The 14,147-nt window shown below is 64.4% G+C and carries 10 protein-coding genes and 1 pseudogene; 9 read left to right on the forward strand and 2 right to left on the reverse strand.

Features of this window, described 5'->3' with window-relative positions; translation table 11 throughout:
• Window positions 1-6: 6 nt before the first annotated feature.
• Genes greA through recJ form a run of 3 tightly spaced genes read left to right on the forward strand, consistent with a single transcriptional unit; the run spans window position 7 to window position 3,144 of the window.
• Window positions 7-471, forward strand: a complete 465-nt coding sequence (gene greA / locus NX05_RS19425; RefSeq protein WP_010367104.1) for a transcription elongation factor GreA — start codon at window positions 7-9, stop codon at window positions 469-471.
• A 16-nt stretch (window positions 472-487) separates the two neighbouring features.
• Window positions 488-1,408 carry a phosphoglycerate mutase gene (locus NX05_RS19430; RefSeq protein ID WP_039435166.1) on the forward strand — a complete coding sequence of 307 codons (921 nt, stop codon included), beginning with the start codon at window positions 488-490 and terminating at the stop codon, window positions 1,406-1,408.
• A complete protein-coding gene (recJ, locus tag NX05_RS19435) occupies window positions 1,405-3,144 on the forward strand; it encodes a single-stranded-DNA-specific exonuclease RecJ (RefSeq protein WP_039435164.1) in 1,740 nt (579 codons plus the stop codon). The genes NX05_RS19430 and recJ overlap by 4 nt, the downstream gene beginning before the upstream one ends.
• A gap of 319 nt (window positions 3,145-3,463) precedes the next feature.
• Here recJ and NX05_RS19440 read toward each other — a convergent pair whose 3' ends face one another.
• Both NX05_RS19440 and NX05_RS19445 read right to left on the reverse strand, forming a co-directional pair.
• Complete coding sequence (locus NX05_RS19440; protein ID WP_052239635.1) at window positions 3,464-4,435, reverse strand: DUF1176 domain-containing protein; 972 nt, start codon at window positions 4,433-4,435, stop codon at window positions 3,464-3,466.
• Window positions 4,436-4,600: 165 nt separating this feature from the next.
• A pseudogene (locus NX05_RS19445) lies at window positions 4,601-5,811 on the reverse strand (acyltransferase family protein).
• Between the two features lie 159 nt (window positions 5,812-5,970).
• On the opposite strand from NX05_RS19445, the gene NX05_RS19450 reads away from it, so the two are divergent.
• The 6 genes from NX05_RS19450 to rpfC all read left to right on the forward strand — a co-directional run bounded on the left by NX05_RS19450 (window position 5,971) and on the right by rpfC (window position 14,135).
• Window positions 5,971-6,918: a LytTR family DNA-binding domain-containing protein gene (locus tag NX05_RS19450; RefSeq protein ID WP_039435160.1), complete on the forward strand. Its 948-nt coding sequence runs from the start codon at window positions 5,971-5,973 to the stop codon at window positions 6,916-6,918.
• Between the two features lie 277 nt (window positions 6,919-7,195).
• Window positions 7,196-8,321 (forward strand): peptide chain release factor 2 gene (gene prfB / locus NX05_RS19455; RefSeq protein WP_097370619.1). Its coding sequence is split into 2 segments (ribosomal slippage): window positions 7,196-7,270 and window positions 7,272-8,321, totalling 1,125 coding nucleotides; the frame shifts between segments, so codons are not numbered across the junction.
• Between the two features lie 204 nt (window positions 8,322-8,525).
• Window positions 8,526-10,043, forward strand: a complete 1,518-nt coding sequence (gene lysS, locus NX05_RS19460; protein WP_039435158.1) for a lysine--tRNA ligase — start codon at window positions 8,526-8,528, stop codon at window positions 10,041-10,043.
• Window positions 10,044-10,182: 139 nt separating this feature from the next.
• Entirely contained in the window at window positions 10,183-11,319 is a 1,137-nt protein-coding gene (gene rpfG / locus NX05_RS19465) for a cyclic di-GMP phosphodiesterase response regulator RpfG (protein ID WP_039435156.1), read from the forward strand.
• 1 nt (window position 11,320) lies between these two features.
• A complete protein-coding gene (locus NX05_RS19470; protein ID WP_039435153.1) occupies window positions 11,321-11,947 on the forward strand; it encodes a hypothetical protein in 627 nt (208 codons plus the stop codon).
• A gap of 7 nt (window positions 11,948-11,954) precedes the next feature.
• Window positions 11,955-14,135 carry a sensor histidine kinase RpfC gene (gene rpfC / locus NX05_RS19475; protein WP_039435150.1) on the forward strand — a complete coding sequence of 727 codons (2,181 nt, stop codon included), beginning with the start codon at window positions 11,955-11,957 and terminating at the stop codon, window positions 14,133-14,135.
• Window positions 14,136-14,147: the final 12 nt, after the last annotated feature.

A 14,147-nucleotide genomic window follows, 5' to 3' on the forward strand; every position in this document is an offset into this window, starting at 1 on the left:
GCACCCATGACATCGAAGGGCGCGTTGCGCCTGCGCGAAGAGCTGGAACAACTGAAGTCGGTCAAGCGCCCGGAGGTGATCAATGCGATCGCCGAAGCGCGTGCGCACGGCGACCTGAAGGAAAACGCCGAGTATCACGCCGCGCGCGAGCAGCAGAGCTTCATCGAAGGCCGCATCAAGCAGCTCGAAGGCGAGCTTTCGCATGCCGAAATTATCGACATTACCAAGTTGTCGGCAGGCAACAAGATCGTGTTCGGCGCTACGGTGACGCTGGCCGATACCGAGACCGACGAAGAGAAGCGTTACCAAATCGTTGGCGATCTGGAAGCGGACATCAAGATGGGCCTGATCGCGATTTCCTCGCCGCTGGCGCGTGCGCTGATCGGCAAGCTGGAAGGCGATTCGGTCACCATCGATGCACCGGCCGGCCAGCGCGAGTACGAAGTCGTCAGCGTCGCCTACCTGGACTGACCGGCATCACCGCGCGATGACCACTGCAACGCTGCTGCTGCCGGAAAAACGTCGATTGCCCGGGACCCTGGGCGAGACGGCGGTGGCGCGTGCGCTTGCGCGCGCCGACCAGCACACTGCCGATGCCGGCGAAGTGGCGCAATTGCAGCGCCATTTCAGCCTGACGCCATCGCATTGGCCGGTGGCGGCGTTGACCCGGCAACTGGATGCCGGCGATGCCGCCGGCGCCACCTGGGTGCGCGCCGACCCGGCCTATGTGGTGCCGGACATGCAGGGCGCGCGGTTGATGGGCTACGGCGAGGCGCTCGGCCCCACTGCCGAGGATCTGGCGGTGCTGCTGCCGATTCTCAAGCCGATGTTCGGCGATGCGGGATTTCTGCTGGATGCGCCCACGCCATCGCGCTGGTATCTGCGCCTGTCGCCGGATGCGAAATTGCCGGAGTTCGCGCCGCCGGATGTCGCGATCGGCGACGACCTGTTCGAGCATCTGCCGGCCGGCGACAGCGGCCGCCGCTGGCGTGCCCTGCTGACCGAAGCGCAGGTGCTGCTGCATCAGCATCCCTGGAACGAAGGTCGCGTGGCCAGCGGCAAGCCGGCGATCAATTCCTTGTGGTTCTGGGGTGGCGGTGTGCTGCCGCATGCGGTGACTTCGCCGCATCGCCAGGTGCGCAGCCGCGAATCGCTGCTGCGTGCGTTGGCGTTGGCGGCAGGTGCCGACGCGCAGGGCGAACAACGCGTCGATGCGCTGGTGGATCTGCGTCATCTGCGTTCGCTGCAGCAGGTCAGCGACGATGCGGTGGCACCGCTTCTTGCGGCGATGGCGCGCGGCGAACTGGATCGGCTGGTGCTGGATTTCCAGGACGGTGAAAGCGTGTCGCTCACGCATGCACAGCGCTGGCGTTTCTGGCGCAAGCCGCGGGTACAGCTGGCGCAATGACGTCGAGTCCACGGATCGTCCGGCGCCCGTCCGGGCAGGCCGGCAGTTGGCCCGATACCATGTTGCCGCTGCTGCGCCGCATCTATGCCGCGCGCGGCGTCACCGACGCACAAGGCGCACAGCCGCGACTGGGCCAGTTGCTGTCGCCCGAGCTATTGCACAACAGTGGCGTGGCCGCCGAGCTGCTGGCCGATGCGATCGCGCAGCAGCGACGCATTCTGGTGGTCGGCGATTTCGATTGCGATGGTGCAACCGCTTGCGCAGTCGGTGTGCGCGGCTTGCGCATGCTCGGCGCGCTGGACGTCCATCACGCGGTGCCCAATCGCATGGTGCACGGCTATGGCTTGTCGCCTGCGTTGGTCGACGAACTGGCCGCGTTGCAGCCGGACGTGCTGGTCACCGTCGATCACGGCATCGCTTGCCATGCCGGCGTGGCCGCAGCCAAGGCGCGCGGCTGGACAGTGTTGGTCACCGACCACCATCTGCCTGGCGAGGTGTTACCGCCGGCCGACGCGATCGTCGACCCGAATCTGGCCGAAGACACCTTCCCGAGCAAGACGCTGGCCGGGGTCGGGGTGATCTTTTACGTGTTGTTGGCGCTGCGAAAAGCGTTGCGTGCACGCGGTGCGTTTGCAGAACGCGTCGAACCGGATCTGTCGGTGTTGCTGGATCTGGTCGCAGTCGGCACCGTCGCCGATCTGGTGCCGCTGGACACCAATAATCGTGCGCTGGTGTCGGCTGGCCTGCGTCGTCTGCGCGAGGGCAAGGGCTGCATCGGGTTGCGCGCCTTGATCGATGCCAGCGGCCGTGATGTGGCGAGACTGAGCGCCAGCGATATCGGGTTTGCGTTGGGGCCGCGGTTGAACGCGGCCGGCCGGCTCGAAGACATGGCGCTGGGCATCGAACTGTTGCTCAGCGAAGACTGGAGCCAGGCGCGCGAGATCGCCGGCACGCTGGAAGAAATCAATGCCGAGCGCCGCGCGGTGCAGCAGTTGATGACCGACGATGCCGAGCAAGCCGTTACCAAGGTGGTGCTGGATGCGGACGGCGCATTGCCGATGGCTGCATGCCTGTTCGATGCCGAATGGCACCCGGGCGTGATCGGTCTGGTGGCATCCAAACTCAAAGACCGCCTGCATCGTCCGGTGATCGCGCTGGCACCGGCCGAGCCGGGCAGCAGTCAGTTGCGTGGCTCGGCGCGGTCGATTCCTGGCCTGCATATCCGCGATGTGCTGGCGGCCGTGGACGCGCGGCATCCCGGGTTGATCCAGAGGTTCGGCGGCCATGCGATGGCAGCCGGGTTGAGCATCGATCATGCGGCGTTGGCCACGTTCGGGCAGGCCTTCCATGCGCAGGTCATGGCGATGGTGGACGCTTCGCTGCTGCACGCCGAATTGCACAGCGACGGCGAACTGGCCGCGCACGAACTCGATCACGTGCACGCCGAAGCGCTACGCGTGGCCGGGCCGTGGGGGCAGGGTTTTCCCGAGCCGTTATTCGATGGTCAGTTTGAGGTGCTGCAGCACCGCGTGCTCAAGGAGCGCCACCTCAAATTGACCCTGCGGTGCGCCGGACGCGCCGAGCCGCTCAATGCCATCCACTTCAACGGCTGGCGCGGCAGCGAACCCGCGCGCTCGGTGCGGCTGGCGTATCGGCTGGTCGCCGACGACTATCGCGGCGGTACGGCAGTGCAGTTGATCGTCGAGCATTGCGAGCCGGCGACAGTCACGAGTTGACCGCGGGCTTTGTGTAGTCGCTAGTTCTTGTTCCTCGTACTTCGCGCCATCTCGATCGTTCCAAGCCGCGTTGGTCGAGTGCGCGATGCCCTCACCGCTCGCGGGACACGCCATAAACCCGTCCCTGGAGGCTCGATGGCGGGATCCATGCCGTCAACGGTCCCGCAATCGGCAAGGACACCGCACCAGACAGTTGGCTGGTGTCGTGTCGAGACCGGGAACAGCGCGTTGCTGCTTGCTTTATTGAAAGCTCTACACGCCAACCAACTTGACTGCTCTTTTCGCAAAACAGCGCAGGCATGCACTGTCTTCGCTTCGATCAAGGCGACTGTTTGACCTCGGTCACCAAGGTCGGCAGCTCCCACGCGCCGCCGGCAGCCACCAGCCGGCACAGGCCCGAGGTGGATTTGGAGGTCGGCACAAAACGGCGGCCATCCCAGGTCCAACTGGCCGCGCTGTAGCAATCGCCCAGGCCGCGGCCTTTTTGCGACGACAGCAAGGTGGAACCATCGATGTCGCTGGCGTGCGTGGTCACCAGGGTCGGCGCGAATGGCGCGCGTGCATCGACGAGCCAGAAACCGGTGCCGACGTTGTACGCGCCCATCCCGCAATCGGTGGAGACCAGAAGCTTGTCGTTGCCGAGCCGGGCGACGGTCAATGGTTCTTGCGCATCGCCGGCTTGTCCTTTGCATTCCTCATCGGCCGGCAAGCTGGCGCGCAGGGCCTGAAACAGCGCGGGCAATGTGCCAATGCGTGCATCGCTGGCCTGCGCTGCGGGGAGTTTGACCGCGCGCACTTGCGGCGCCGGCACAGCAGGCAACACCTTGGTCTCGTCGCGATCACCTTTGCGCACCAACGCGCCACGCGTGCCCAACCGGCCCTGGAATTCGTCCATCTTCAGCCGCACTGTCGAAGCGCCGCGGTCGGACAGCTGCCAGCGGCGGCCATCGTTTCCTACCGCCACAATCGTGCTGCTGCCGCGGAGGGCAGTCAGCAGTGCGGCAACCTGCGCGTCACTCAGGGGCGCAGTGCCCTTGCTGCGATCCAGCGCCAGCTTGCCTAGATCGCATTGATCGATCCGCAGCCTCAGCGATGCCGGCATCTTGATCTCGTCGTACTGACCAAGCATCAACTCCGCCGTCACTGCTTGGCCGGCGCCGGCCTTGCGGCTCAGCAGCACCGACACCGGCAAGTGCTCACCTTCATCGGGCTGATATCCGGCGGCGCGGCAGGTGCGGGTGTTGTCGCAAGCAATGGTCCAGTCGTCGTGATCGAAACTGATCCCGGTCACGGGATCGGCGAAGGCGACGAGAGGCGTGAGTAAGGCGGGGCGGCAAGCAGGGCGGGGCGCAGGGTGGTTCCGAAAGCATAGATCCGGCGCGCACTCGCGTTGCTGTTTGATGTGCCGTCCAGTGAATCGCACGTTGGCTAGCCACGTGCGCTCGCAAGCAAGTCATCATGCAGCCGTTGCACCACCGAGTTGGCGCGGCACAGCATGCGTGCGCCCACGCAAGCCGAACAGCGGCCGCAGCCAGCGCACGCGCCGGATCACATACTCATGCAGCGCCAGACAGCCGATCACCGTGGCGGCGATCACCAGCGCCGGTTCCAGCCAGGCGTTCAACTGCAACGGCATCAGCCAGTACAGCGCCACGATGATCAGGCTCTGATGCAGGATGTACCAGGGGAATACCGCTTCGGTGCAATACGGCAGCCAGCGGAACGGGCGGTTCAACCGCTGCTTCGCCCAGCCCAGCAGGGTCAGTAGCGCCAGCCAGGTGTAAGCGGCGCGTGCGGCGTGTTCCAGCGTTTCCCATGGCAGCGCGGCCAGTGCCTGCGGTACCTGCGCGGGTTGCACGTGCATGCCCACATAGCGAATGCCCAATTCGGTCGTGATAGCCAGCACTGCGCTGACCAAGGTGAGCCAGCGCAGTTGCATGGCCAATTGCCAGAAGCGCTCCTTGCGCGCCAAGAGATAGCCCAATAGAAAGAGTGGGAAGGATTCGGCATGCACAAACCAGTCGCCGACCAATGCATGGGTCGGTGGATGACGCGGCATCACCCACATCACGCAGAACGCTTCCCACAGGATCGGCAGCACCAGCAAGGCCGGCACGACCACTGAAGAGGGAAGCCGCGGGAAGACCGGCAGCCGTAGCAGCTTGCTCAGTGATACCAGCGCCATCAAAACGACGGTGTAGGGCAGCAGGTACGCCAGGTACCACAAATGATTCCAGGTGATGCCGTGCTCCCAGCCATCGAAGCTGCCGGCAGGCCATGGGCGCACCTGCCAGTAACGCAGCAGGAAACTGCCGAAGCCGGTGGCGACCTTGCCGTTGCTCACGCCCTGGCAATAGGCCTGTACCGACACCACCACGAACATGCCGAACAGCAATGGCGGCAGCAACCGCCCGCAGCGACGCAACGCGAAGCGCCACGGCGTGGCCTGCGGCTGCGACAAGCCGATCGCGATGCCGGAGATCATGAACAACAACGGCATCCGCCAGCGATTGAGCACGATCATCGGCCACTGCAACCACTCGGCGGTGTGCACACTTTTGAGGTGGAAATCCCAGTCGGCCACATAGGCCTGCCCACGTGGTAGAGGATCAGCAGGGCGAAGGCGAAGACGCGCAAGGCATCGATATCGTGGCGGCGCTCGGTCATGGTCGGCGGCTGGTGGAGGAGTGGATGCATCCTGCCCAGCGGCCCGCTCCACCGGGGGTGTCAGGGGTGGAAACCCCGGCCCGCAGTGACCAGTGGTGCCCGCCCAGGGACGAATGGGGACGGCAGGGATGGCGGTTTCGCCACGTAGCGCAGGCCTCTATGATCGGCATCTGCCAACTGCGGACGTATGCAATGCAATCGACCGAGTCGCGCCCGCCAACTATCCACGACAGGGCCGGCCGCGCTGCCACACGCTGGGCCGTGGTGATCTGGTCGCTGGTGTTCTACCTGAGTGCACTAGGCAACGTCTGGACTTCCTGCCTTGCCGCGCGCCGCGATGGCCAGCCTATCGTGGTGTGGCAGGTGCTGAGCTGGGAATTGAGTAGCGCCACGGCTGCGCTTCTACTGTTGCCGGCAGTGGTGTGGCTCTGCGCACGCTGGCCGCTGCATGCCGATGCCTGGGTGCGACGCTTGCCAGCGTATGTGGCCGCTGCACTGGGTTGGTGGCTGCTGCATGTCGCCGGCATGGTCGTGCTGCGCATGCTGGTCTACGCACTGGCTGGCGCGCATTACGATTTCGGCGGCTGGCTGCAGTGGGTCTACGAGCTGTCCAAGGATCTGCGTACCGTTGCGCTGCTGGTGGCGGTACAGCACACACTGGCCTGGTACGCACGACGCCGTCAGGGCGAGGCGCATCTGCTCGCCGCACCTGACGATGGCCCGCCAGTGGAGCCATTGGATCGCCCGGAGCGATTTCTGGTGCGCAAGTTGGGACGCGATTTCCTGGTCGCCACCGCCGATATCGAGTGGATCCAGGCCTCGGGCAATTACGTCAACCTGCATGTGCGCGGCCACGATTACCCTCTGCGTAGCACCATGGCGGCGATCGAGGCCAAGCTGGATCCGGCCGTGTTCGTGCGTATCCACCGCAGCTATCTGGTCAATCTGGGCCAGGTGCAAGCGATTGAACCTGTCGATTCCGGCGATGCACGTGTGCATCTGCGCGACGCTACCGTGCTGCCGTGCAGTCGCAGCCACCTGGCCGGCTTGCGTGCGCATGCAGGGCAGGGTGCGGCTGCGCCTAAGACCGACGCATTGGTGGCGTAAGCCCGTTGCTCTGGCGCTGCCCGCAGTGACCAGCGTCCCGTCCCGAATTTGACCAGCGTCCCGTCCCAAATTCGTCCCAGCCCCTTGCCGGTGGCAGGTCGCAGCTGTTGCGACACCCTCGCGCGATGGTGGGTTGCGTGCGGCGCCAGCGGTCGAGCACGCCAGCCGAGTACCCGAGCACTAACAGGTGCTACAGCGTGCGCGGCCACAGTTTTGCCGCGTTTCGCCGCCGCCGCCCGCTTGCTAAACTAACCAGCTTGTTTGCCGGAAGTCCGTCATGATCGAAACCAATCCGATCCGCCAGCGCATCACCGATCTCAACGATCGCGTGCTCTCGCTCAGGGGGTATCTTTGACTACGACGTCAAGAAAGAGCGTCTAGAAGAAGTCAGCCGGGAGCTTGAGAGCCCCGATGTGTGGAACGACGCCGAGCGCGCGCAGGCCCTGGGCCGCGAGCGTTCGATGCTGGAAAAGACCGTGATCGGCATTGCCGATGTGCTGTCGGGCCTGGCCGATGCGGGCGATCTGTTGGAGCTGGCCGAGAGTGAACAGGACGAAGACACCGCAGTGGCGGTGATCGCCGATCTGGACAAGTACCAGACCCATGTCGAGAAGCTGGAATTCCAGCGCATGTTCTCCGGCCAGATGGACGGCGCCAACGCGTTCGTCGACATCCAGGCCGGCGCTGGCGGCACCGAGGCGCAGGACTGGGCCGAAATTCTGCTGCGCATGTATCTGCGCTGGGCCGAGTCGCGTGGCTGGAAGACCGAGCTGATGGAAGTCTCCGGCGGCGAAGTGGCGGGCATCAAGTCGGCCACCATCCGCATCGAAGGCGAGTACGCCTACGGCTGGTTGAAGACCGAGATCGGCGTGCACCGGCTGGTGCGCAAGTCGCCGTTCGACTCGGACAACCGCCGACACACCAGTTTCACCTCGGTGTTCGTGTCGCCGGAAGTGGACGACAACATCGAGATCGATATCAATCCAGCCGATCTGCGGACCGACGTGTATCGCTCGTCCGGCGCCGGTGGTCAGCACGTCAACAAGACCGAATCGGCGGTGCGTATCACGCACATCCCGACCAATACGGTCGTCGCATGCCAGACCGGCCGCAGCCAGCACCAGAACCGCGACAACGCGATGAAGATGCTGGCGGCCAAGTTGTACGAACTGGAAGTGCAGAAGCGCAACGTCGAGCGCGATGCGCTGGAAGCCACCAAGTCCGACATCGGCTGGGGCAGCCAGATCCGCAACTACGTGCTTGACCAGAGCCGCATCAAGGATCTGCGCACCGGCATCGAACGCAGCGATACGCAGAAAGTGCTGGACGGCGACCTGGACGAATTCGTCGAGGCCAGCCTGAAGGCCGGTCTGGCAGCGGGCTCCAAACGCCTGGATGCCTGACCGCCGCGCCAGGTGGCCGTCGCGACGGCATCCTGGCGCAGCTCCGCAGTACCCGTGACGCAGCGGTGTTAATGCACTGCAGCTTCTGGTGACACGGATAACGCGTACCTTCATCACACCGTCGTTGTAAAAAGAGGATCGGCGTCGCCGGTTCCGCATTCCCCACCGGGCATTCGCCCGACCCACAGCAGATCGATTCCCGCCATGACCGAGCAGACCCCCGTGCCGCAGCCCCCCGCCGACGAGAACAGCCTCATCGCCGAGCGTCGCGCGAAACTGGGCGCATTGCGCGGCCAGGGCATCGCCTATCCCAACGACTTCGTGCGCGAACACTTCGCCGGCGACCTGCAGGCCGAATTCGCCGACGCCGACACCTGGACCCCGGAAGCGCTGGAAGCCAGCGGGGGCACGGTCAGGATGGCCGGCCGCCTGATGGCCAAGCGGGTAATGGGCAAGGCCAGCTTTGCGCAGATCCAGGACGAATCCGGGCGCGTGCAGTTGTTCCTGCAAGGCAATGTGCTGGGCGATGCCTACACCGCCTTCAAGGGCTGGGATGTCGGCGATATCGTGGCGGTGGAGGGTGGGCTCACCCGCACCAAGACCGGCGAGCTGTCGGTCAAGGCCAGCGCGCTGCGTCTGCTGACCAAGTCGCTGCGTCCGCTGCCGGACAAGTGGCACGGCCTATCGGACGTGGAGCAGCGCTACCGCCAGCGTTACGTCGACCTGATCGTGAGCCCGGAAGCGCGCGAAGTCTTCATCAAGCGCTCCAAGATCATCCGCGCCATGCGCGCGTGGTTGGATGCGCGGCGCTTCCTGGAAGTGGAAACGCCGATGATGCATTACATCCCCGGCGGCGCGACCGCCAAGCCGTTTACCACCCACCACAACGCGCTGGATCTGGATCTGTACCTGCGCGTGGCGCCGGAGCTGTATCTCAAGCGGCTGGTGGTCGGCGGCCTGGAGCGCGTCTACGAGATCAACCGCAATTTCCGCAACGAAGGCGTGTCGACCCGACACAACCCCGAGTTCACCATGCTCGAGCTCTACGAGGCCTATGCCACGTACCACGAGATCATGGACCTGACCGAGCAGGTGATCCGCGACACCGCGCAGTCGGTGTTGGGCACCACGCAGGTGAGCTGGGATGGCGCGGACATCGATTTGGCGCCGGCTTTCCGGCGCTGGCGCATGGATGAGGCCGTTCGTCACCACAATCCGGAGATCAGCGCAGCTGACTGCACCGATCGCGATGCGCTGCTGCGCCATTGCGAGCGCCTCAAGATCCGCGTGAAGCCCTCCTACGGCTGGGGCAAGCTGCTGCTGGAAATTTTCGAGGCCACCGTCGAACACACGCTGGTGCAGCCGACCTTCATTACCGACCACCCGGTCGAAGTGTCACCGCTGGCGCGCTCCAGCGACACCGAGCCGGGCTATACCGACCGCTTCGAGCTCTTCATCAATGGCAAGGAGCTGGCCAACGGCTTCTCCGAGCTCAACGACCCCGAAGATCAGGCCGCACGCTTCCAGGCGCAGGTGCAGGCCAAGGATGGTGGCGACGACGAAGCGATGCATTTCGACGCCGATTACATCCGTGCGTTGGAGTACGGCATGGCGCCGACCGGCGGCCTGGGCATCGGTATCGATCGTCTGGTGATGCTGTTGACCGGCAGCACCTCCATCCGCGATGTCCTGCTGTTCCCGTATATGCGTCCGGAAGCCTGACTTTTTTGCGCCTTCGGTGTACCGACGGCACAGATACTGCATATGCTAGGGCGGAGCTTCGAACAAGGTATTGTTCGGGGGAGTCGGCACAGCGCCGGCGTTATCGCTTTTCCGTTCTCGAGATAGAGGAGCAACGGCTATGCAGGATGTTTTAGGGGGTCCGGGCGGCGCGTTGTCGACGGATACATGGGGAAGCTGGGCGGAAAAGGCGGATCTGGGATTGAACATCGTCATTGTCGATGACCAGATGTCTGCGCGGACCATGCTGCGCCACGTCATCGAGGACATTGCGCCGGAGCTCAAGGTCTACGACTTCGGCGATCCGCTCGACGCGTTGGCCTGGTGCGAAGCCGGGCGCGTGGATCTATTGCTGCTCGACTACCGCATGCCGGGCATGGATGGTCTGGAGTTCGCACGTCGGCTGCGCCGGCTGCCCAGCCATCGCGATATCCCGATCATCCTGATCACCATCGTCGGCGACGAACCGATTCGTCAGGCGGCGCTGGAAGCCGGCGTGATCGACTTCCTGGTCAAGCCGATCCGCCCGCGCGAGCTGCGCGCGCGTTGCTCCAACCTGCTGCAGTTGCGCCAGCAGAGCGAGAGCGTCAAACAACGCGCCTTGTCGCTGGAACAGCGCCTGCTGGCCAGCATGAATGAGGTAGAAGAGCGCGAGCGCGAAACCTTGTCACGCTTGGCGCGCGCGATCGAGTACCGCGATTCGGGCACCAGTGCGTTTCTGGAACGCATGTCGCATGTGGCCGGCCTGATTGCCGAGCAGCTGGGGTTGTCGGAAGACGAGGTGCGCATCATCGAGATGGCCGCCCCGCTGCACGACATGGGCAAGATCGCCATTCCCGATTCAGTGTTGCTCAAGCCGGGCAAACTCACCGACGACGAGATGAGCGTGATGAAACGCCATCCGCGCATTGGCTACGAGTTGCTCAGCGGCAGCCAGAACCGCTTCATCCAGATCGGCGCTTTGATCGCGCTGCGTCACCACGAACGTTATGACGGCACCGGTTATCCGGATGGCCTGGTCGGTGAGGCGATTCCGCTGGAAGCGCGCATCGTGGCGGTAGCCGACGTGTTCGACGCGCTGCTGTCGCAGCGCCCCTACAAGGAAGCCTGGACCATGGACGCCGCGCTGGCCTATCTGTATGCCCAACGCGGCCGTCTGTTCGACCCGCGCTGCGTGGATGCGCTGTTGCGCGGCCGTGCACAGCTGGACCAGATCTGCGGCGAGTTCTCCACCGCATCGGCGCGACCCGGAGTGTGAGATGAAAAGGGCGCTTGGCCAGCTGCGTGATCGCCTCGTCAGGCGCACCGACAGCGAGCATGGCCAAGCGCTGGTGCGCATCGCGCTGATCCTGCTGATCCTGATCTACACGCTGATCTGCGCTCCCCGCTGGCCGGTCTCCGGGCGCCAGCTGCAGCAGCTGTCCTGCCTGATCGCGATCGGTCAGGCGACAGCGTTGCTGATCTTTTGCTGGATTGTGGCAAACCCACAGCGCTCGCATCTGCGGCGTACACTCGGGATGCTCGCCGACTACGGCTTGATCGGGCTGGCAATGACCTGGATGGGCGCACCGATGGCCTGTCTGTATGTCGTGTTGCTCTGGATCACGATCGGCAACGGGTTGCGCTTTGGCAGCGAGGCGCTGCATACCGCTGTTGCCATGGCCATGCTCAGCTTCGGCACGACGCTTGCCAACAGCACGTATTGGCAGGGCCAGCTTGGCTTGGGGGTCGCGCTCCTGGGTGCGCTGATCATGGTTCCTATGTCATTGTTGCGTACGCTGCGCGAGCGGGACCAGGCAATGACCGGGTCGACGCCCGCGGCAGATATCGACGCTGCGTCGCAGCCACGGAAGGATCCCAACCTATTGACGCGAAAGCGCGTCTGAGACGTCTATGAAGTCTCCATTGCCATGGTGGAAGCGGCGCCTGTCAGGGCGAGCAGATTCGGAACACGCGCAGAATCTGATCCGCATCATCATCACCACTCTGTTCATTTCGTACCTGGGATGGCGCTATCAGCACACCCACGGCGACACGGTGATGGCCACCTGGTTGATCCTGGTCGGCGAGCTGGTGGTGTCGCTGGGGCTGATGGTGGCGATCCTGCTGCGGCCGCAGGTGTCGCACACCCGGCGCCTGATCGGCATGGTGCTCGACTACACCTGCATCGGCGCGATCATTGCGATACAGGGCGAACCGGCATCGCCGCTGTATGCGGTCTGCATGTGGGTGACCATCGGCAATGGCTTGCGTTATGGCAGTCCTTATCTACGTGCCGCCACGGGGATGGCCAGCCTGAGTTTTCTCAGTGCCATCCTGATTTCGCCTTACTGGAAGGCCAACCCCTATCTAAGTTGGGGCTTGTTGCTGGGTTTGATCGCCGTGCCGCTGTACTTCGATTCGTTGTTGCGTGCGATGACGCGCGCGGTCCGCGAGGCGCGGCATGCCAACCAGGCCAAGAGCCGCTTCCTGGCCAATATGAGTCACGAATTCCGCACCCCGTTGAACGGGTTGTCGGGCATGACCGAAGTGCTGGCAACCACGCGTCTGGATGCGGAGCAGAAGGAATGCCTGAATACCATCCAGGCCTCGGCGCGCAGCCTGCTGTCGCTGGTGGAAGAAGTGCTCGATATTTCTGCGATCGAGGCGGGCAAGATCCGTATTGATCGCCGCGATTTCTCGCTGCGTGACCTGATCGGCTCGGTCAACATGATCCTGCAGCCTCAGGCCAAGGTGCGCGGACTGGATTACGGCACCGAGGTCGCCACCGACGTGCCTGACCTGCTCAAGGGCGACACTGGCCATCTGCGCCAGGTGTTGCTCAACCTGCTGGGCAATGCGGTCAAGTTCACCGAGCACGGACATGTGCTGCTGCGGGTCGCGCGGGTCTCCGGCAATGGTGCCGAGACGGTGCGTCTGCGTTTCGATGTCGAGGACAGCGGCATCGGCGTGCCGACGGACATGCGTCCGCGCCTGTTCGAGGCGTTCGAGCAGGCGGACGTGGGTTTGTCGCGCCGCTATGAAGGCACCGGCCTGGGGACCACGATCGCCAAGGGCTTGGTCGAGACCATGGGCGGCGCGATTGGCTTTGCGCCCAATCCATCCGGCGGCAGCGTATTCTGGTTCGAGTTGCCGCTGGAGATCGGCGTACTGGAGAAGGCCGCGCCGACGCGCACGCCGGTCGGCGCGCTGCTGGAGACGCCCGACGAGCTGGAAACCTCCAACGTCATTGCCTTTTCCAACCCGTTCCTGCGTCATCGCGCGCGCGTGCGCAGCATGCGCATGCTGGTGGCCGACGACCATGAAGCCAATCGCATGGTGTTGCAGCGATTGCTGGAGAAGGCAGGGCATAAGGTGATGTGTGTCAACGGCGCCGAGCAGGTGCTGGACGCGATGGCCGACGAGGATTTCGATGCGGTGATCGTGGATCTGCACATGCCGGGCATGAACGGCCTTGACATGCTCAAGCAGCTGCGCGTGATGCAGGCCAGCGGCATGCGTTACACCCCGGTGGTGGTGCTCAGTGCCGATGTCACACCGGAGGCGATCCGCGCGTGCGAGCAGGCCGGTGCCCGTGCGTTTTTGGCCAAGCCCGTCGTGGCCGCCAAGCTGCTCGATACGCTGGCCGAACTTGCTGTGAGCACCCGTGCACTGGCGACGTCGGCGACGGTGGTGCAGGCCTCGACCAGTTTCGAGGGCGTACTCGATGCCAGCGTGCTGGACGAACTCGCTGCGTTGGGCATGGGCGAAGAATTCGAATGTCAGTTCGTCCGGCAATGTCTGGATGATGCGCACAACTGCGTGGGTGCGATCGAGCGCGATGGCACGCGCTCGGATTGGGAGCAACTGCGCGAGAGCGCTCACGCATTGCGCGGTGTTGCCAGCAATTTGGGCCTGGCCCAGCTGGCCGGCAGCGGCGGTGAGCTGATGCGCATGGCCGATTGGCAGCTGCAGGCCGAATGGCGACAGCGGCTGTCGGCGTTACGCGAACAGCTGCAGGCCGGAAAGGATGCACTCGCCGCGCGCGCACAAGGTGCCAACGACGACGAGCGCTCCCCCCGGAGCCGCGAATAGCCTGCCGACGCA

The sequence above is a fragment of the Xanthomonas vasicola genome (genome assembly GCF_000772705.2).
Taxonomy (GTDB): Bacteria; Pseudomonadota; Gammaproteobacteria; order Xanthomonadales; family Xanthomonadaceae; genus Xanthomonas; species Xanthomonas vasicola.